This window comes from Novosphingobium profundi, from assembly GCF_018491765.1.
In the GTDB taxonomy this organism is placed as follows: Bacteria; Pseudomonadota; Alphaproteobacteria; order Sphingomonadales; family Sphingomonadaceae; genus Novosphingobium; species Novosphingobium profundi.
This window is the reverse complement of the sequence record NZ_JABWCU010000011.1, coordinates 215760-235070: the sequence shown is the minus strand read 5'-3', so window position 1 is coordinate 235070 and position 19311 is coordinate 215760. Positions and strand designations below refer to the sequence as shown.

Here is a 19311-nt window from a genome sequence, read left to right as displayed (position 1 = left end):
TGCGAGTAGTTCAGGCAAACCTTGCCCGCCTCGAACATGCCTCCCACCAGGTAACGGTCGCGAAGCTCCTCGTTCGACACGCACTCCATCATGTCCGGATGCGTCGCGTGGTAGGTCTTGCAGAACATGGGCTTTCCTCTCATCTCCTTGGGGCAGCCATGCAAGGTCCACAGGCCACCGGGACGGACTCACAAAGTCCTTATTGTGGGACTGAATTGCACATTGTGGACCATCGTTCAAGGCCCGTTCGCCCCTCTATGCACACACCCCGAGCTTTGAGCCAGTTGACCCGGGCGCGACAGGCCCTACAGATTTATGGGACAAATGGAGTCGCGTCCCATAAAGTGGACCTCCCGAAACGAGGCAATGCAAATGACGACTGTTGCTGACGAGAAGACCCCCGACGAGCGCGGCGAAGTCGAAGTGAAGGGCGCGCAAACCCTGATGCGCGCGCTCGACATTCTCGACGAAGTAATCAACGGCCCGATCCGCGCCGCTGACCTCGCCCGCAAGCTGGGCATGAGCAAGACCACCGCGCACCGCCTGGTCCAGGCGCTCAAGGCGCGCGGCTACCTGTCGGTGACCAACGACGGCTTCGGGCTTGGCCCCAAGCTGCTCGAACTGGGAGTCATGGCGACCGAACAGATCGACTACGTGCGCATTGCGCGCCCGTTCATGGAGGAGCTGTCCGAACTGACCGGCTTCTGCGTCTTCGTGGGCAAGCGCGAAGGCGACTGGTCACGCCACCTCGACCGCGTCACCGGGCGCCAGCGCCTGCGCGTCGCGACCGCACCGGGCGACCGGCGCCTCATCGCCGAAACCGGCCTCGGCAAGGCGCTGCTGCTCGACCAGGACGAGGCGACCTGGGCGCAGCTCTATCGCGATTCGCGCAAGGGCACGGCAAGCGACGAGCAGGTGGCCGCCTATGTCGCGCAGATGAAGGTCCACCAGGCGCGCGGCTACGTGCTCCACGATAGCGAGGCGGGTGACGGCGTGCGCTCGATCGCGGTGCCGGTGCGCGACGCGCGGCGCCAGATCTGCATCGCGCTTTCGATTGCGAGCGCCGCGCACTACCTGACCGACGATATCGTGCCCGACCTGGTCACCGCCATCGTGCGCACCGCGGGCAAGGTCAGCGCGGCGGTCGGCTACCGCCCGGCCCGCAGCTGACCGCGCGCCGGGGCGCTCCCGCCGCTCAAGGTTGCGCGTCGATCGGCTTGCCGGTCGGCGCGCCCTTCGTCTGGGCCTCGCGCACGAGCGGGTTGCGGCCCCACAACTGGTCGTAGCGCCAGCCGGACAGATCCTCGACGACAGCCCCTGCCTCCGCGCTCGACGGTGTGCGCGCGCCCGAACGCAAATGCTCGATCTCGGCCATGAGGATGTCGTGCGTGCGCGGCGAGAGCCGGAAGCGCAGTGAGACGGTCACGCCGAAGATCAGCATGCCCACGGTGCCCACGCCGAGCAGCAGCGCGATCGTGAGAATCGCCGAGTGGCTCTGCACTTGCGCGCCCGAGACGAAGCCGCCCGCCTGCATGACGAAGCCCACGCCCGCCACCGCGACCGCCTGCGTCGCCTTGCGCACGAAGGTCATGACGCCCGCAAAACTGCCCTCCCGGCGCGTGCCGGTGACGATCTCGTCGACGTCGGCCATGTAGTTGTAGGTGGCCCAGGGAATGTAGTTGAGCGCGCCGCGCCCCAGTCCCGCCAGCACGATCGGCAGCCACACCGCCGCGCTGCCCGCCTGGATCCCCAGCCCCCAGAGCCCGACCAGCGTGATCGCACCTGCCGCGAAGGAGGCCGCCGCGACCTGGTAGGCCCGGCTCGGCGAGAAGCGCAGCGCCATGTTGATCGCCGCGATCACCGCCACGAACTGGACGATGTACATCGTGCCGAGCAGTTCGGACGCGAAGGCCGTGGTCCCCGCCAGCGCGAAGATCACGAAGAAGGTAAAGGCCGCATTGAACACGTCCTGGCTGATGTAGCCGCCCAGGTACATGCCAAGGTGGAGGCGGAAGGCGCGAATGCGCATCGTCGAGAAGAGGTTGCGGTAGAGCGCCTTCAAGGCCTCGAGCGGACTGGCCGAGGCGTCGCGGGTGTCGGCCGGAAGCGGCACGCCGCCCGGGCCGTGGCGCTCCCAGCTGAACAGGTAGAGCAAGCCCGCCGTCAGCATGAACAGCGCCGCGAAGATCAGGCCCATGTAGAAGAAGGTGTCGGCGCTGTCGCGGCCCAGGGCATTGATCAGCCAGAGCGGCAGGAACCCGGCAAGGATCGCCGACGCCTGCCCGAACAGGATGCGCCAGCCGGCGAACTTGGCCTTGGTGTGGTAGTCGCTCGACATCTCGGCGGCGAGCGTCTCGAACGGGATGATCTCCATCGCGTAGACCAGCTCGAACAGCACGTACGTGACGAGGTAGTACCAGAACTCCTGCCCTGGCAGCCACATCAGGCCGAAGCTCGGCAGCAAGGGGATCGCGGCCAGGATGAAGAAGCGCCGCCGCCCGAAACGCCGCCCGAGTGCGGTGGCCCCGAAATGATCGGAGATATAACCGATCATCGGCGAGGCGAAAGCATCGAGCACGCGCGCCACCGCGAAGATCGTCGCCGCCTCGCCCGCCGAAAGCCCGCAGAACTGGGTGTAGAAGATCAGCACCCAGCCCGAGATGACGGCCATCGAGCCCGCCCCCAGCACGTCGTTCGAGCCGTAGGCCAGAAAGTTGGGCAGACGCACTTTGCGCGCGGTTGGGCTGGGTCGTGTCACCACAGGCTCGATCCTCTTGTCCAAAAAACGATCCGCTTGCGGGCGCACTTCTTGTCTTGGTGCACCTCGGGCGATTCTTAATATGTCGGAGTATTTGTCTTCGCATCACTCCGAATGCAATGGCCGCTGCGCGCGCCGGACAGGCCCTGCCCGGCGCACGAGGCTCAGATGTAAGTGCGCAGGAACTCGGCGAGCGCGCAGATCGCGAGGCTCTGCCCGTAGGGCATCGAGGTGAGCGCGATGTCCTTGTAGAACTGCTTGGTGTCGCCCATCGCCGTGCCGAAGCTGACCTGCTGGAGCTCGCCCGCGCCATCGATATTGGCGAGCACGCCCTCGACCGCCTTGATGCCGACCGCCTCGTAGCTGCGCGGCAGGTAACCCTTGCGCACGGCCTTGAGGATACCATAAGCGAAGCCGGCCGTGGCCGAGGCTTCGAGGTAGCTCGAGGGATCGTCGATCAGCGTGTGCCACAGGCCCGTCTCGGCGTCCTGCGTGGCCGCAAGCGTCTTGACCTGGGCGGCGAGCGCGTCGGTCAGGAACATGCGGAAGGCGTCGCCGGGGGCCAGGTCGAGCAGCTCGATGATCTCGGGAATCGCGATCGTCACCCAGCAGTTGCCGCGCGCCCAAAGCGCCTCGGCGAAGTTGTGCCGCCCGGTGAAGTCCCAGCCGTGGAACCACAAGCCGGTCTTCTTGTCGGCCAGGTACTTGATGTGAATGAGGAACTGGCGCTTGGCTTCCTCGATGTACTGCGGACGATCCAGCAGGAGGCCGATCTTGGCGAGCGGCAGAACGCTCATCATCAAGGTGTCGTCCCACAACTCGCCGGGGTTCACGTCGTTGTAGACGATGTGCTGGAAGCCGCCCTCCTCGGTCTTGGGCAGACCGTCGGGGGCCATGAGCCACTCCGCCCAGGTATCCAGATAGGGGATGTAGCTGGGATCGCCGTCAAGCTCGTAGAGGTAGGCGAGCGTGATGAACGGGGCGACCGTGTTGATGTTCTTGGTGGGCGTACCTTCGGCGAAACGGTCGACGAACCACTGGCGGATGATGCCGAGTGCGGTCTCGTCGCCGGTCTGCTCAAAATAGCGCCACATGCCGAACAGGCCAATGCCATGGGTCCATTCCCAGCCGGCCCAGCCCTTGGTGTCGATGATCCGCCCGTCTTCGAGGTGGAGCAGGAACTCTCCGGTCTCGTCCTTGATATTGACGAGGTTGTCCATCAGCCGGGCGATGGCAGAAGTCACATCCGCGCGCGGAATGTCATGGGTAATGGCGGCCAATCAAGGTCTCCTGGAGTACGAAAGGGAACGGCGCGCGCGGCGCGCAAGGTGAAGGGGACGCAGCGCTCATTGCAGTGCGTCCGGTGTCCTGGGGGCCTCGACCAGGCGCACCGGGATGCCGCCCCGGCTGTTGCGCAAGGTGACGAGGCGCACCTGTTCGAGGGCATCGCCCGGTGCCCCGTCGGAGGTGACGGCCAGCGCCAGGGTGTTGGCCCCGTGGTGATCGAGAATGCCCTCGGGAATGGGGAAGGTCCGCTGCGGGCCGACATGGGCGATGAACTGCCCCATGTTCCAGCCGTTGACGAAAAGCAGGACACGGTAGCGCCCCGGCGAACGCGGCGTGTCCGCATCGCCGATCGAGACCCCGATCGTCGCGTCCTCGCCCTTGGGCACGTCGAGTGTGAAGTGGGTGCGGTACCAAGTGGTGCCGGCCTTCGCACTGCTCGCAGGAACGGTCGCTGAGGCCCACGCCGCGTCATCGAAACCGGGCAGATGCCAGCCGACGCGCTCTCCGTAGAGGCCACCGTTGTTCATCACGCCGCGCGTGCGGTCGGGCAAGTCCTCGCCCCCGCGCGCGCCCTGGATCTTCCAGCTGATCGGTACCGCAAAGCTGCGCGCTCCGGGCGCGGAAAGCGAGGCCGACACGAGCCCGCGCGCCTCCTTGTGGAAGTCGTCGGAATCGAGGTCCCAGTTGTGCCCGTTGGAGCGGACCATGACCGAGACGACATGCTCGCCCGCGGCTTGTGCGGCAGCGGGCAACGCGAAGGTCTTCATGCCCATCGTGATCGGGCGTGGCAGGCCGCCGGGTGTCTCGGCCTCGCCGACGAAGGCGCCGTCGACCCAGACCTGGACAAGGCCCGAGCCGCCCGCGCCGAAGGCCAGCGTCAGTTCGCGCGCATCGGCGCTGCCGGTAAAGCGCCCGCGGTACCACACGTCGCCCTCATGGAAGCCATAGGCGTCCATCGTCATGTCGGGCTGGCCGTCGGGGCGCGCGGTGATGCTTGCCCCGCGCTGGCTACCCACCAGTTGCCAGGCGCTATCGTCGAAACCGGGCGCGGCTTCGGGCGAGCCCTGTGCCATGCGCCACTGGGTCAGCGCGGGAAGCGCGATCGGCTGCGGACCGGCAAGTGGCGCGCGTGAAATGACGCTACCCGAAGCCGTCGCGGTGACCGCAACGGGCGCGCCGTTCCAGCTCAGCGCCTTCACCGCTGAAGGGCCCCAGGCCTCGAGCCGTGCGGGCTGGTCGGTATCGCCGGTCAGCGCCAGCCTGGCGCCCGTGACGGCGGCCGTGCGGACCAGTTCGGGCCCCCGCACGAGCAGCGTGCCCGCCGTGCTCGCGACGCGCGAATAGCGGGTGCCTTCGGCCTCGTCGGCAAGGATCAGCACGAGCGGCTTGCGCCCTCCCCCGCTGATCCGCACCAGCGTGCGGCCCGTATGGGTGTAGGACAGCTTGAGATCGCCCTTGGCCGTATCGAATGCCTGTCCGGCCAGCTGCCCTTCGAGCACCTCGACCTTGGGCGCCGAGGCGTAGCGCAGCACGGTCTCGCCCGCCTCGCCCGCACGGCCGTAGAACAGCAGGAGATCGTCGCCCCCCGCCAGCTTCGAGGCGCTCTGCAGTTCCGAGGTCGAATAGACCAGCCGCTGTCCGCCCAGGTTCGCGCCCGCGATCAGCCACTTGGCGTCGAAGCCATCGAGCACGAGCGGCAGGGTATAGCGTCCGTCGGGCAAGTCGGCGGTGACCGTGAAGGTATCGTTCGAACGCCCATTGGAGGGCTTGTGCGTCACCAGGAGGAAACGCGCGTCCGTCTCGGGATTGCGGTTGTGGTAGACCTGCACCTGATCAGAGGAGATCATGGGCTCGCCCGCGGGGATCATCCCGGCCAGGTCGGGGAACGAGGCGATCAGCCCGCCCAGTTGCCGCAGTTCGAGCGCCTTGTCGCGCAAGTTGCGCGTCTCGGAAATGGCCGCGCCGTAATCGTAGCTGGTGAAGACAACCGGGGCCGGAAGCCAGCCCCAGCTTGTCCCGCCGTAGGTCATGTAGAAGCTCTGGATGCCGATCCCGTTGGCGAGGTTGGTGCCGTAGAACACGCGTTGGTACCGCTTGCCGCGCTGCACCGCGTTGCATTCGTAGCCCCCGTTCGAGCCCCAGTAGTCGAACCAGCCGCCGCCGAATTCGGCGAGGAAACCTGGCGTCCCGGGCGAGGCCGAGGCCCCGCCGCGCGCGCCGCCACTGCCATAGAAGCCCCAGTCGGGCGCGGGCGATCCTTTGGTCGGCTTGCCCTCGACCGTGCAGGTGCCGCCGGGATAGCCGTCGAAGGCGTAGAGGTCGTTGGGTCCGTGCACGACCTGCTCCACCTTCGAGCTTTCCGGCGTCCAATAGCCGTTGCGGCCCTGGTCGTTGTGGAAGATCGGCACGGTGATCCCGTCGGCCCGTGCACGGGCGTAGAGATGGTCCATGTAGCGCCGCTGCGCAGGCGTGGTCAGCGCCAGTTCGTTCTCGATCTGGTGGAGAATGACGGTGCCCTTGTGGCCCTTGCCGTCGCCGTTGATCTGGTGGCGCGCGATGATCGCGTTGACCCGCGTCAGCCATTCGTCGGCGGCCGCGAGGTACTCGGGCGCGTCGGTGCGGGCCCGCGCGCGTTGGTTGACCAGCCAGCCCGGATAACCCCCGCGCGACAATTCCGCATTCACGTAAGGCCCGGCGCGGGTGATGACGTAGAGCCCCTCCTCGGAAGCCATCGTCAGCAGCCGGTCGATGTCGCGGATGCCCTCGAAATCGTAGACGCCCTGCTTGGGCGAATGGTAGCCCCAGTCGAAGTAGAAGGCGACGGTGTTGAACCCGCTCGCCTTCATCTTCTGCAGCACGTCGCGCCACAGGTCCGGGCTGGGAAGCCGGAAGGGGTGGAATTCACCCGACCAGATCACGGTGCGCTTGCCGTCGATCATCAGCGAGCGCGCGTCGAACGAGACGCGCCCGAACGTCTGGACCGGCGCCTGAAGGTCGGGCAGCGCCGTCGCCACTTGCGCCGTGGCCGGGATCGGCGTGGCGCAGATTGCCAGAAGGGCGATCAGAAGGGATGCGCGCTTCATCGCCTCAGTCCATCCGGAACATGAGCTGGAGCGGCCATTCGCAGGGCCGGTTGTCGGCCTCCACTTCCATCAGCGGGGCCATCCAGTCCCACCAGCGCCGCATCACCGGGTGGTCGGGCAGAGCCTCTAGCCTGGCATCGGGCGTGGGGTTCATCACCGCGAAGAGCGCGTGGGTCTCTTCGTCGAGAAAGATTGCGTAATCGCGCACGCCCGATTCGGTGAGCAGCGCGGAAAGCTCGGGCCAGATTGCATCGTGGCGCGCGCGGTATTCTTCCACGTTTCCGGGCTTCAACTGCATTCGAAAAGCTCTGAGCGCCACCTGGTCCATCTCCCGTAGGTTCCAATATATGGATACCAATACCAATATTTGGTAGCTTGTCGCAACGAGACCGTCAATGCCGCGCGTTGTGCAATTCCACGCCGGATTTGGTGACCCGCTCCACGCCCGCCAGATCGAACGCCGCGCGTGCATCGAAGCGATCGGTGCGCGCGGTGAAGTTGCGCAAGTCGAGGTGGGCCACGTGGCGCGCCCACAAGGCCCAGGCCGGCACCACGCCGAACATCGAGGGCTCGGGATAGGCATGGGGCAGTTCGGGCACGTCGCGAGGCACCGCCGCGCTGCCGCCTGCAAAGCCAAGATCGATGTCGTGGAGCTGCACGTCCTCGATCGCGCGCTCGGCCAGTCCGGCCACGATCACCGGCAGCGGCACCGCGATCCCGCGCGCGGTGATCTCCCGGATCGAGACGCCGCGCACCGCGCCAAGCCCGGTGCCCTCGGGCCCGCGCCGACGGTCGCCCAGACGCACGAAGATCGGCGCGGTGGTGACCGAATCCATGACGAGGCGGCGCACGACGACGTTTTCCATCACCCCGCCGTCGACCGTCTCAAGCGCAAGCCCGCGGCAATGGGTGAACGTGCAGTCCTCGATCAGGATATTGCGATAACCCCCGTTGCTTTCGGTGCCCAGCTTGATGCGCCCGGTCACCCGATCGCGGTCGGGTGCGAGGAGCTGCGTGCGCTGGCGCGTTCCGTCGAGCAGCGTGCCCCGGTCGAAACCCGAGACATGGCAGTCGCGCACGACGACGTTCTCGCTCGGCACGCTGCGCCCGAGCGCGTAGCTCGACTTGATCACGATGGCATCGTCGTTGGGCGAATTGACCCGGCACCCGCGCACCAGGGTATCGCGCACGCAATCGAGGTCGATCCCGTCGCGCTCGGTATCGATGACGAGGTTCTCGATCACCAGCCCCCGCGTGCCGGTCGCCAGGATCGCCAGGTGCCCGCCGCGGTCGATGGTGAAACCGGCCAGCCGCACATTGCGCCCGCCTTTCAGCGAAATCGCCTTGTTGCCAAGGCCGGCCATCGCCGCGTGGTCGGGTTCGAGCCGGGCGATATCGGCCTCGGTCATCGCGGCCATCGAGAGGGGCCGCTCGCCGGTCTGCGCCTTCCAGAGCGCGCCGGGGCCGTCGCGGGTAAGCCCCTCGCCCTCGATGCGCCCCGGCCCTTCGATGACGAGGTTCTCGATTTCCTCGCCCCACATCAGCGAATTGCGCCAGTGGCTATGCCCGAAGTCCTGGTAGAGCCCGGAGGCCGGTTCGGGCGCGTCATAGGCCCCGCCCCCCTCGCCGGGCTTCGCCGCGACCACGACCGCGCCGGGCTCGAAGGCGATGCGCAAGTTCGAACAGAGCCGGATCGAGAAGCAGCGGTACCGCCCCGAGGGAATCCGCAGGGTCCCTCCTCCCGCCCGTTGCAGGACCGCGATCGCCCTGTTGAAGGCGGGCGTGTCGAGCGCGAGCCCATCGCCCCGCGCGCCCTGTTCGCGCACATCGACGATAGGGCCCTTCGCCGCGGCAAAAGCCAATGGCCCCGCCGCCACGCCCATTCCTAGGCCCATTCCCGCCATGCTCCACGTACGCCGTGACATCATCATCGCTCAGTTGCCCGCCGGTTTTTCGTCGAGCCGGGCAAGGCTGGGCGCGATCACGATCGTGTCCGGCAAGGGCGGATGCGCGGGTTCGAAGGCGCCCAGTGTCACGTGCGGGGCAAGCTCGGGGAGCGTCGCGCGAATCCGGTTCGCGATCGCGCTGGCGAAGAGCCAGGCGCCGTAATTGTTGTTGTGCGTGCGGTCCGCGCCGCCTTGTGCGAAGGCTGTCGCGGCGCGTTCGGGGCCGAGCGCCTCCATCATCGCGATGCTGTCCGCGTTGAGGTCGATCAGCGGCACCTTGTCTTCGCGCGCGACCTTGCGCACGGCCTCGGCATAGGCGCCAAGGGTGTCCTTGATGCGCCCTTGCGCGTCGTAGTTGCGCCGCTCGGGCGAGGTCACGAGCACCGGATGCACCCCGCGCTCACGCGCTTCGGCGATGAAGGCGCGCAAATAGGCAGGATAGGTCCGATCGGCCGAGACATAGGTCAGCGGCCAGTTGCTCTTCTGATCGTTGTGACCGAACTGAATGAACAGCCAATCGCCCGCGCGCGCCTGCGTCAGCACCTTGGAGAGCCGCAACTGCGCGATGAAAGCCTTCATCGTGCCGCCCGACTTGGCGTGGTTGGCAACCGCGACCTGATCATCGAACATCGCCGGAAGCATCTGGCCCCAGCTCGCGTAGGGCTCGGCGTACTGGTCGGCGACGGTCGAATCGCCGACAAGGTAGATCACCGGCGCCGTTGCCGGCTCGACGCGGATGTGCTCCACGCGCGGCTCGCCGAGGAACTCGAGGCTGAGCCGATCGTCCCAATCGTAATCGGACGCATCGCGCGCGTCGATCTGGACTTTGTCGGGCAGGACCGGCGCGCCCTCGGGCGGCGCGGGCAGCTGCGTGTCGCGCACCGCGACGAGGAAGCTGCGCTCGACCTGCTCGCCCGGCCGCGTCGTGACGTCGCGCAACGCGAGACGCCGGCTTTCAGCCTTGACCGTCGTGCGACCCGCCCGCGCGCGATCGCCCAGCGTCAAGGTGACCTTGTAAAGCCCCTCGGGCAGGGTGAGCGAATAGACGAAGCCCTGCTTGCCGCGCCGCTCCACGCCGCGTCCTCCAAGGACGAAATCGGGCAGTTCGGCGGAGCTCTTGCCCGAAAGGTCGATGTCGATCGGCGGGACGCCCCTGGCAGGCGCGGCCTCGCGCGCGGCGAGCGGAGACACCGTCATGCCCGCCAACCCGCCAGGCACCCCGGCAGCCAATAGCGCGGCCCAGACCAGCCCGGATTTCTCGTCCCATCGAATCCACCGTGTCGGCATCGCTCCACGCTCCTCTCTCCCGTGATGGTGCGGGCTCGTTTGGACAGCCGTTTTTGATCGCACCTGCAAATCCCCTCTGGAACTTGCTCGAAAAGGTGTATATGGTAGAACACTATTCCGCAATATGGGACTTTATGAAAAAGAAAGCCCGGTCGGAGAGTTTGGGACCAGGCTGCTGCACATCCTTGATCATCCCCTCCCGCCCGGATGTCCCGATCCGATTCCGGCTGGTTCCTCCCAGGCCGGACCTGGTGGCCCCTGCGTCCTCCAACCAGGGGCCACCCTTTCACATCGCCTCGATCCGCTGCAGGTCCTCGCGCGTGATGCGCACCAGCGAGCCGTGACGCGCGCCTTTCGGCAGCGCCAGGCGATCGCTCACGTCCTGCCAGTGGATCATGTCGCGGGTCATGGCCGCGCCCCAACGCCCGTCGCGATAGATATCGTAGTAACAGACCAGGTCCGCCCCGATCCGCGCGGTCATCGGCCCCTCGACCCAGCTTGGCGAGAACGGTGCGCCAAGCGCACCAAAGGGACCGAGCGGTCCCTCGGCGGGCGCGGCGCGCAGCCACTTGCGCTCCGGCGTGACGGTCTCGTCCTTGACGATCAGCCACAGCGCGCCTCCCGGCCCTTGCGCAAACGTACCGTCGATCATGCTGAAGCCGGGATCGTAAAGCACGCGGGGCGGCTCGAAGGTCTCGAAGTCGGCGGTGGTGGTGCACCAAAGGCGGTGGTTGTAGCCGTTCTCGGAAGAACCCTCGGTCTCGATAAAGCGGCCCGTGACCGTACTCGACCAGAACAGCACGGTGCGCCCGCTCACCGGGTCGCGCATGGCCTCGGGCGCCCAGCAATTGCGCGTGCCCGGCACGTCAGCCATGACCGGCAGGGCGCGCTGGGACGACCAAGTCACGAAATCGCGCGTGGTGGCATGCCCGATGGTGACGCCCTCCCAGGCCGTCGTCCAGACCGCGTGCCAGAGCGGTTTGGGGCCGGCATCGCGCCACACGAAAGGATCGCGCAGCAGCTTCTTTTCGCCCACGTGCGGCACCAGCACAGGCGCCCCGGCACGCAGCGCGCGGAAGGTGAAACCGTCCTCGCTCGCGGCGAGCTTGAGCCCGTCGCCCTCCCCCTTTCCGGTCGAAAAATAGGCGAAGAGCAGGATCTCGCCTTCCCGTTCGTCCTGCCCCGACGGAACGAAGCCCAGGCTGCGGCACCCGCCCAGCATCGCCGCCCCGCCAAGGCCGAGGCAGAAATGACGCCGTCCCACGCTCATCGCGTGGCCTCCCCGGCCGGAGGCACCAGCCGAACGTGCGTCGGCGCCTCGCGGTCGACCGTGAGCACGTCGCCTTGCACTTCGAGCTCGGCGATCTGGAGCACGCTGCGCCGGTGCCATTGCGGGTCCTGCTTCGCCTCGTCCTCGCCGTCCTGATGCACGAAATAGACGATATAGGCCCGCTCGCCCGAAACGATCACGTCGGGATGCTGCCCCTTGGCGCGGTCGCTGGGCGAGGTTCCGGGCTCGGCGAGAATGTAACCGGGCTGGCGGGTCCAGGTCTCGCCGTCGTGCGAACGCATCACGAGGAGCCCCTTCCAGGCATCGGAGACGAGCCACCAGGCCCCCCTCCAGAAGAACGCCTTGGGGCCTTCGCCGGGCGTATCGGTCAACCGCGCGCCGAGCTTCCAGTGGACGAGGTCGGTGCTGGTCGCGGTGCGGATCGCCTTGCCCATGCGCTCGTCGTTGAAGAAGAGGCGGTAGCCCACCTTGGGATCGGCGACCACGCTGGCGTCGATCACCCGGTCGGAGCCGAGCTCAAGCCGCTCGCCGCAGCTCCAGGTCACAAGGTCGGGACTGGTCAGATGGACGAGGAAACGCGGCGCGTTCCAGTCACGAAACACACCGGGCACCACCGTCACCCACATGTGCCAGGCTCCGTCGAAACGCTCCACGTCGGGCGCCCACAGCGTCGCGCCGGTACAGGCTTCGGGGATCGCCGCGGTACCGCCGTAACGCCAGTTCACCCCGTCACCCGAACGCGCGATGCCGATGGCAGTGCCGTGGACCCAGCGCACGTCCTTGTCGTCCTCGAGCGGCAGGTCGGCGCGCCGGTTGGTGTAGAACATCAGCCATTCGCCGCTCGCGGGATCATAGACGGTGCTGGGATCGGCCGCGCCGTCGTGGATCGGGTCGCGGTAGAGCGGTTTGGGGGCGACGTCGGCCGAACCACCCATTCCGGCAGACGCCGCGAGCGCCAGCAGCGCCGCCGCGATCACGCGTCCGCTCCAAAACGGGGGACTGGGTTTGCGAAACGCGAAATTCCAAGCATGACAATCCTGACTAAAGTGGTTTGATTACAAGGGAGAGAAGACGATGACGAGTGACCGCCGCGCATTCCTGGGAGCGCTCTCGGGCGTGGCCTCGGCGCTGACGCTGGCCCCGGAACTTGCCGCGAGCGCCGCGCGAGCCGCCACACCGGCCTCCGACGAGATGCCGGGCACGGCGCGCTTCGCGATCTGGCCGGGCGCAGCGCCGGGACGGCCCGATAGCGGCGTCAAGGACGTGCGCATCCTGCGCAGCAACAAGAGCAACCCCGACGACTTCGCCTGGACCAGCGTCGAGACGCCGATGCTGACGGTGTGCCCGGCTCCCAAGCCGACAGGTGCAGCGGTACTGATGATCCCGGGCGGCGGCTATGCCCGCGTCGCGATGGGCACGAAGCCCTCGGCCATCTCGCGCTGGTTCGCGAGCCAGGGCGTAACCTGTTTCGAACTGCTCTACCGCCTCGCCCACGACGGCTGGAAGGGCGGCCCCGACACCCCGCTCCAGGACGCGCAGCGCGCGATGCGCGTGATCCGCGCAAACGCCGCCAAGTGGAGCATCGACCCGGCGAACCTGGGCGTCATCGGCTTCTCGGCGGGCGGGCATTTGTGTGGCAGCCTTGCCACGCGCTGGAACGTCAAGGCTTACGAGCCCGTCGATGCGACGGACGCGCAGGACGCCCGGCCGACGGTCGCGGGCATGTTCTTTCCCGTGGTCAGCATGGAGCCCCCGCTCGCGCACAGCCAGTCGCGCCACGAACTGCTTGGCAAGGAACCTTCGGCCGAACTGTCGCGACGCTACAGCGTGAACCTTGCGGTACCTTCCACCACCCCTCCGGTCCTGCTCGGCCACGCGGCCGACGACAAGGTGGTCGACTGCGGCAATTCGATCGCGATGTTCCAGGGCTGCCGCGAGGCACGGATACCGAGCGAACTCCACATCATCGAAAAGGGCGGACACGGCGCACCGCTGTTCGAAGCGGATGGCCGCGCGGGCGCGTGGCTGACCCGCTTCGCCGCCTTCGCCCGGCGCCACGGTCTCAAGATCCCCTCGCAGTTCGCCTGAGGGCGCGGGGGGCGCGCCTTGCCGCCCTCCCCCCGTCCGCTCAAGGCTGCGCGGGCGCATCACGAGGCACGATACGGAAGTTGCGGATCTTGAGGTGGCTCTTCGTCGTGCGCAGCGCGAACCAGCCGCGCGTGTAGGGTGACGCGTCCGCCAGCGTGAAGAGCCGCGCGCCTGCGTAGTCCACCGCCGCCCCTTGCCCGTCCGCCACAAGGCGCACGTGGCGCCACGCATTGGGCACGAGCAGGCTTGCCGGATCATTGCGGTCGTTCTCAGGCCGAAGCGGACGATCACCGAGGCGCCCGACATAGCGGCGCAGGCGCGTCGTCGTGTTGCGATTGCCCCCGATCCCAACGTAATACATCCGCAAGGTATCGTAGGTCGCGAAAGCCCCGCTGCGCGGGTTGTCGAGCGGCGAGCCGGAAGCAACCGAAGGGTCCGTGGCCATCCAGAAGGCATTGACGTCGCTCACCGCATCGTTGGGCCCGCCTGACTTGACCGCCAGGACGTCGAACTCGATCGCGACCGGGCCCGTGATCGGCGCCCGCCACCAGAGCGAGAGGCCTTGCGGGGTATCGATGTCGAGCACTCCGTCCTCCACGCGCACATGCGCCGCCGATCCAGCCTCGGCTTCGACCACCCAGTGCGAGAGACCGTGGCGAAAGTCGTCGGCCAGTTCCGGCACGCGGGAGACCTCGCCCGCATGGACGCAGCCTCCCACCAGCAGGCAGGCCAGCAGGAACCCGCGCCCCCTCATTCGAGCCGGTCGCCGATCAGCGCGAGATTGACCGTAGCGGCGATGCCCCACTGCGCGGCGTCGTTGGTCGAGACTTCGTCGATCTCGTCGACAGGCTTGAGCACCGCGGGGCCCTCCACGCGGTGACTGCCGCGCGTCTGGTCGCGGCCTTCGCGGTCGCCCGCCCCGAAGAACTCGCCCCAGGCGCGGGTGACGAGTTCGGGCTTGTTGCGCTCCACGGCGGCATAGGCGGTGTAGCGCGAATGCGCCTGCGTAAGCCCGCGCCCCCGGCCCGAGGCCCCGGTGCGCGCGCGGAATTCCGCTTCGGGCGCGTTGTAGAGTTCGCAGTAGTCGAGCCAGGCCTCGCGGTAGGCAGGCTCGTCGACCAGTTCGAGCAGTTCGGCGGTAATCTCGAAGACGCCGAAGACGCCGTTCAAGTGGCTCATGTTGACCGAGTCTCCCGCCCCCAGGAACGCGCCGGTCTTGAGGTCGAACGTGGCGCCGCCGACCAGCCAGCCCTTGGGGAACTTTCCGATCGAGCGCATGCCGGCCACGATACGGTCGCGCCAGCGCGTTTCTCCGGTGCGCTCCCATTCGGCCAGCCAGGCCGCGATCAGCGAGCCCCAGCTGGTGCCGAACTGGAGGAACACCTGCCCCTCGGGCAGAGGCTCGGAATTCACCACGGCGCCGGTACCGGCGGGCGGCTTGTTGGCGCCCTCGCGGTGCAGGACCTTGCGCCCGATATCGACGTGCCGGAGCGTGTAATCGCCCTCGAGGCACCCGCGCATGAGATCGCCGCAGCGCTCGTCGCTGGTGAGGTAGTAATAGAAACGCCGATAGGCCGCGTTGGAGATGCGCGGCTGCTTCGAACTGTCGGCCCAGTGCTGCACCCCGTGGCGCGTGCCCAGTCCCTTGAACCGCCCCGAGTGGTAGACGTCGACTTCGCCGGTGTGACGCGTCATCGCCTCGGCAAGGCGGAACACGTCGGCGCGCCCGCTGCGCAGGAACGCATACCACAGCCACATGTCGGTCGAGAGTTCGGAGTTGTCCCAGGCGAAGCCGCCGATGTCGTAGCGCCAGACGTGCCGGTCGTTGTCGTAGCTGTGCATGACATCGCCATAGTTCCAGAACCCGTACCAGCGCCGCTGCTCGACTTGGCCGATGTAGAAATCGAGTTCGCGTTTGGCCCGCGTCTCGATCTGCGTGCGCCGCGCGTCCCCGGCCGCAATCGGCGCCCATGGGCCGAACATCCCGGCGGCCTTGACCCGCGCGACATTGGCGACGAGGCGCGGCGGCGTCGCCAGCAGGCTGCCCATCTCGGCCAGGCGCGCGCGCTCGGGCGTCGCGGGCAAGGCCCAGATGCGAAATTCCGTGGTCCGCGCGATGCCCGAAGGATCCCCCCAACCCGGCTCGTAGTCCTCGTAAGTGACATCGAGGCCCAGGTTCTGGTGGACGTAATCCTCCATGCCCATCACGTCGTGGTAGAAGCGCATGTCCATCGCGGGCGCGTCGGGCGCATGGTACCAGACGGTGAAACGGGCGGTGTCGCTGGCCGCGTCCGCGACGTCGAGGCCGACCGGGCAGCGCTGCCAGAAATCGTGCATCCCGAAGGCCACGCCCCCCGAGGCGCCGCCAACATAGCCAAGGCCCGGCGCGCGGCGCGCGGTGTCGACGTCGATCCAGCCGAAGCCGGGGGCGGTGCGCTTGATGATCGAGAAGCCGTCCGAATTGGGTTGGCGCAGGCGAAAATCACCCCAGGCGGGGATGTAGTCGAGCTTCTCGCGCACGGTCGCGGCCATCTGTTCGATCGGCGGGACCGCGCGGCCCGCCACTTGAGCCTCGCGAAAGGCCTTGCCCGGATCGCGGCGCAGGCCGGTCAGCGGGCGCACCGCCTCGCCCCAGAGCCCGCCATCCTCGCCCGCGAAACGCACGTGGCGATCGTGGAGCGCATCGCGCATCGGCACCGCGCCCTCGAGACCCAGCCCGCGAATGTAGCGCTTCGAGGGATCCCCCTCGAAGATCATCGAATGCACCACCCGGACACAGGATGATCCGGCGTGGAAGTAGAGACGCAGCGAGAACGGCAACCAGTCCCCCGCCGCGCCTTTGTGTCGCCCATCGAGCTTGATCACCGCGCGGATCGGGCCCGCCTGCTCGACTTCGGCGCTCTCGATGGTACCCGTCCAGCGCGCAAGTTGCGGCGCCCCGTCCTCGTCATCGGGGCGATCCTGCGCGCTGGCGATGAGGCGGACTTCACCCAGCACGGGTTCTGTGCCGATCGTCGCCGAGCGGATCAGCGCCTCGCCGCTGCGCCCGACCGTCCACTGCGTCTCGCCCACGGTCACGGTAATCGCCTCGCGCGCTTCGCTGACCTTGAGCACTTGCGCCGCGCCGACGCCGCCCGCGCGCACGCGCAAGCCCTTTGCCCGGCCGCCACCGGCCGCCAGGGCATGCCCCGTCCACTTGATCGAGCCATCGGGCCACCAGGCCAGGGGCCATGTCTGCACCGCCTCGCGCGCACCGTCGGCGCGCTCGAGATGGTAGCCCTTCTTGTCGTAGCGGGTGCCGCGCGGCCAGGGCTGGCCCCAGGCCTGACCTTCGTGCGCGGCGGGCTGTGAACCATCGAGCCAGACGAGATCGTCGCCAAGGTCGAGCCCCGAGCCGAGCGGTTCGGCCACCGCCGCTTTCGGGACGGCCGCCCCCACTTGCACCGGCCCCGCCAACAACGCCGCCGATCCGGTCGCCGCGGTGGAGGCCAGCAGTTCACGCCGGCTCCAGACAGGTTTGCTCATTACGATCCTCTCCTGACCCTATAGTTCTTTATGTGGAATTCTATTTCACATTGTGGGCAAATTCGTCAACCGCCTCGCGCCAGAAAGGCGCGTTCAGCGCTGCCCCTCCGGCCCGGCCCCGATGTAGAAACCGGGATGCGGCGGCTGGTTGTAGGCGGTGTTCTGCCAGGCAACGCTCAGGCGGTACTGTGGATCGTGCATCAAGGTCACGAAGCGGTGCGCGGTCGGCCAGGGTGTGGTGTAGACGCGCAATTCGCGGTTGTCGGCCGAACGCCACACCACTTCCTCGCGCCAGTCGCCCAGTATGTCGGCCTGGAGCGCGGGGGTCGCCTTGGTCGAATTGTTCGAGGCAAGGCCAAGGGGCGAAAGCAAGGAAAATGCCTTGCCCGTCTCCCAATTCCATTTCGAGATCGTGGTCTTGTCGAGCAGTTCGCGCAGAAGATCTCCATCCCACCAGATCGCGAAATTGGTCTGGCGCGGCGCCGGGCCGACCGACTGGCCATGGACGTCGAACAGGCGATCCGAATTGGAGCCCCAGCTTTCCACCCCGTAGTGGCGCGGGTCGATGTCGGCGGCAAGCCCGCGCCCGGTGTCGTTCTCGGCGGGCTTCGACCACAGGACTTCCCCCGTACGCGCATCCATCATGGCCGAGCCGACATGGCCATTGCGCCTGACGTCCTCGAAGACCGAGAACTTCTCCAGTCCCGGGCGGGCGGGATCAAGGTCACTCACGTGCATCGCATCGCCGTGGTAGAGCGGCTGCGTCCAAAGCCCTTTGCCATCGTCGTCGATCGCCATCGAGCCGTAGACGATCTCGTCGCGCCCATCGCCATCTACGTCGGCCACCGAGAGCTGGTGGTTGCCGCGCGCGCCATAATCTTCGTTGCCAGGCGCGGAGCTGTCGAACAACCAGCGCTCGGTCAGCTTGCCTTCGCGCCAGTCCCACGCGGCCAGAGCGGTGCGCGCGTAGTAGCCGCGCCCGAAGACCATGCTGGGATGCGCGCCATCGAGGCAGGCGACACCGGCAAGGAACCGGTCCGAACGGTTGGCATAGCCATCGCCCCAGCTTTGCCCGAGTTCCTCGGGCGTGGGATTGCCGCCGGGATAGCGCGGGGGATCGTAGGGCGCGCTCGCCAGGGCGCGCCCGGTGGCGCCCTCGAAGACCGTCAGGTATTCCGGCCCCCTGACGATCCGTCCCTGCATGACCGCGACCTTGGTGCCATCGGCGAGCACCTTGGCCCCGGTGCGGTCGGCCTGCGGCACTTCGCCATCGTGGCTGCGCCAGTCGGCGGCGGCGTCGCCGAGCACGCGGCCCACGCCATCGACCGTGCCGTCGGCGGTCTTGAGCGCGATCTCGGACCGACCGTCGCCATCGAAATCGTAGACGAGGAACTGCGTGTAATGTGCGCCTGCGCGAATGTTGCGGCCAAGGTCGATGCGCCACAGCCGCGTCCCATCGAGCGTGTAGGCATCGAGATAGACGTCGCCGGTATAGCCCGACTGGCTGTTGTCGTGGCTATTGGTGGGATCCCACTTGAGCACGATCTCGTAGTTTCCATCGCCATCCAGATCACCCAAACTCGCGTCATTGGCGGTATAGCCATAGCGCTGCCCATCGGGCGTGACGCCTTCGGGCGGCGGGGACAACGGGATCGACAGGTAGCCCTTCGCCCACATCGGCGCGGCGACACCCTCTTTCGCAGTCCGGCCGTTGCCCGGAACGACCTCGTAGCGATCGGAGGGCGAGCCCGCAGCGTAGCGGAAGGCCGTCGCCTCGCCGCGGCCGGTGCGGTGGATCACCTTGCCGTTGCGCCGGATCTCGAAGCGCGCGTCGACCGGGTCGTCGGCCAGCAGCCGCCAGCTCACGAGAATGCCTCCGCCCACCGCCGGCAGCGCCACGGCACCACGGGTGAGCGGCTCGGGTGCGCACGAGGCATGGACCACCTGAGGTGCCGCCAGAAGCGCAGTCGACCCCAGCGAGAGGGCGAAAAGCGACACAGTTTGAAATTTTTTTGAAATTTTTACCCACCGCAAACCCGCGATTTG

General features: G+C 67.5%; 13 protein-coding genes and 1 pseudogene. 2 read left to right on the top strand and 12 right to left on the bottom strand.

All coding sequences use genetic code 11. The annotated features are described in order from the left end of the window. Positions 1-128, bottom strand: a pseudogene (locus HT136_RS26315) (5-dehydro-4-deoxy-D-glucuronate isomerase); the annotation flags it as partial. A gap of 244 nt (positions 129-372) precedes the next feature. Between HT136_RS26315 and HT136_RS14430 the strand changes: the two are divergent. Further along, positions 373-1170 (top strand): IclR family transcriptional regulator, encoded by a 798-nt coding sequence (locus HT136_RS14430; protein WP_246543714.1) that lies wholly within the window; start codon positions 373-375, stop codon positions 1168-1170. A 25-nt stretch (positions 1171-1195) separates the two neighbouring features. On the opposite strand, the gene HT136_RS14425 is transcribed toward HT136_RS14430, so the two are convergent. From HT136_RS14425 to HT136_RS14390, 8 genes are all read right to left on the bottom strand, one after another. Beyond that, positions 1196-2758 (bottom strand): MFS transporter, encoded by a 1563-nt coding sequence (locus tag HT136_RS14425; RefSeq protein ID WP_214200484.1) that lies wholly within the window; start codon positions 2756-2758, stop codon positions 1196-1198. Positions 2759-2922: 164 nt separating this feature from the next. After that, the gene (bglB, locus tag HT136_RS14420) at positions 2923-4038 is read right to left on the bottom strand and encodes a beta-galactosidase BglB (RefSeq protein ID WP_214200483.1); all 1116 of its coding nucleotides are present in this window, start codon (positions 4036-4038) and stop codon (positions 2923-2925) included. Positions 4039-4104: 66 nt separating this feature from the next. Next, complete coding sequence (locus HT136_RS14415) at positions 4105-7128, bottom strand: glycoside hydrolase family 35 protein (protein WP_214200482.1); 3024 nt, start codon at positions 7126-7128, stop codon at positions 4105-4107. A 4-nt stretch (positions 7129-7132) separates the two neighbouring features. After that, positions 7133-7426, bottom strand: a complete 294-nt coding sequence (locus HT136_RS14410; RefSeq protein ID WP_246543713.1) for an L-rhamnose mutarotase — start codon at positions 7424-7426, stop codon at positions 7133-7135. 94 nt (positions 7427-7520) lie between these two features. Then, on the bottom strand, positions 7521-9023 hold the full coding sequence (locus HT136_RS14405; protein WP_246543712.1) for a rhamnogalacturonidase: 1503 nt from the start codon (positions 9021-9023) through the stop codon (positions 7521-7523). A 39-nt stretch (positions 9024-9062) separates the two neighbouring features. Further along, positions 9063-10361, bottom strand: coding sequence for a rhamnogalacturonan acetylesterase (locus HT136_RS14400; RefSeq protein WP_246543711.1), 1299 nt, complete (start codon positions 10359-10361; stop codon positions 9063-9065). Positions 10362-10647: 286 nt separating this feature from the next. After that, positions 10648-11631, bottom strand: coding sequence for a glycoside hydrolase family 43 protein (locus HT136_RS14395; protein WP_246543710.1), 984 nt, complete (start codon positions 11629-11631; stop codon positions 10648-10650). Then, positions 11628-12629 (bottom strand): glycoside hydrolase family protein, encoded by a 1002-nt coding sequence (locus HT136_RS14390; protein ID WP_343222189.1) that lies wholly within the window; start codon positions 12627-12629, stop codon positions 11628-11630. Before HT136_RS14390 ends, HT136_RS14395 begins: the two co-directional genes overlap by 4 nt. Positions 12630-12726: 97 nt before the next feature. On the opposite strand from HT136_RS14390, the gene HT136_RS14385 reads away from it, so the two are divergent. Then, entirely contained in the window at positions 12727-13740 is a 1014-nt protein-coding gene (locus tag HT136_RS14385) for an alpha/beta hydrolase (RefSeq protein ID WP_214200480.1), read from the top strand. Positions 13741-13780: 40 nt separating this feature from the next. Here HT136_RS14385 and HT136_RS14380 read toward each other — a convergent pair whose 3' ends face one another. From HT136_RS14380 to HT136_RS14370, 3 genes are all read right to left on the bottom strand, one after another. Then, on the bottom strand, positions 13781-14494 hold the full coding sequence (locus HT136_RS14380) for a DUF6250 domain-containing protein (RefSeq protein ID WP_214200479.1): 714 nt from the start codon (positions 14492-14494) through the stop codon (positions 13781-13783). Then, positions 14491-17265: an exo-rhamnogalacturonan lyase family protein gene (locus HT136_RS14375; RefSeq protein WP_214200478.1), complete on the bottom strand. Its 2775-nt coding sequence runs from the start codon at positions 17263-17265 to the stop codon at positions 14491-14493. The genes HT136_RS14380 and HT136_RS14375 overlap by 4 nt, the downstream gene beginning before the upstream one ends. Before the next feature lie 93 nt (positions 17266-17358). Continuing rightward, on the bottom strand, positions 17359-19263 hold the full coding sequence (locus HT136_RS14370) for a rhamnogalacturonan lyase (RefSeq protein WP_485020545.1): 1905 nt from the start codon (positions 19261-19263) through the stop codon (positions 17359-17361). Between the last annotated feature and the right edge of the window lie 48 nt (positions 19264-19311).

Excerpts from the sequence above, each read along its gene's own strand:
- HT136_RS14380 (WP_214200479.1), bottom strand. The coding sequence starts at position 14,494 with ATGAGGGGGCGCGGGTTCCTGCTGGCCTGCCTGCTGGTGGGAGGCTGC.
- HT136_RS14385 (WP_214200480.1), top strand. The coding sequence starts at position 12,727 with ATGACGAGTGACCGCCGCGCATTCCTGGGAGCGCTCTCGGGCGTGGCC.
- HT136_RS14405 (WP_246543712.1), bottom strand. The coding sequence starts at position 9,023 with ATGGGCCTAGGAATGGGCGTGGCGGCGGGGCCATTGGCTTTTGCCGCG.
- HT136_RS14415 (WP_214200482.1), bottom strand. The coding sequence starts at position 7,128 with ATGAAGCGCGCATCCCTTCTGATCGCCCTTCTGGCAATCTGCGCCACG.
- HT136_RS14395 (WP_246543710.1), bottom strand. The coding sequence starts at position 11,631 with ATGAGCGTGGGACGGCGTCATTTCTGCCTCGGCCTTGGCGGGGCGGCG.
- HT136_RS14400 (WP_246543711.1), bottom strand. The coding sequence starts at position 10,361 with ATGCCGACACGGTGGATTCGATGGGACGAGAAATCCGGGCTGGTCTGG.
- HT136_RS14410 (WP_246543713.1), bottom strand. The coding sequence starts at position 7,426 with ATGCAGTTGAAGCCCGGAAACGTGGAAGAATACCGCGCGCGCCACGAT.
- HT136_RS14375 (WP_214200478.1), bottom strand. The coding sequence starts at position 17,265 with ATGAGCAAACCTGTCTGGAGCCGGCGTGAACTGCTGGCCTCCACCGCG.
- HT136_RS14430 (WP_246543714.1), top strand. The coding sequence starts at position 373 with ATGACGACTGTTGCTGACGAGAAGACCCCCGACGAGCGCGGCGAAGTC.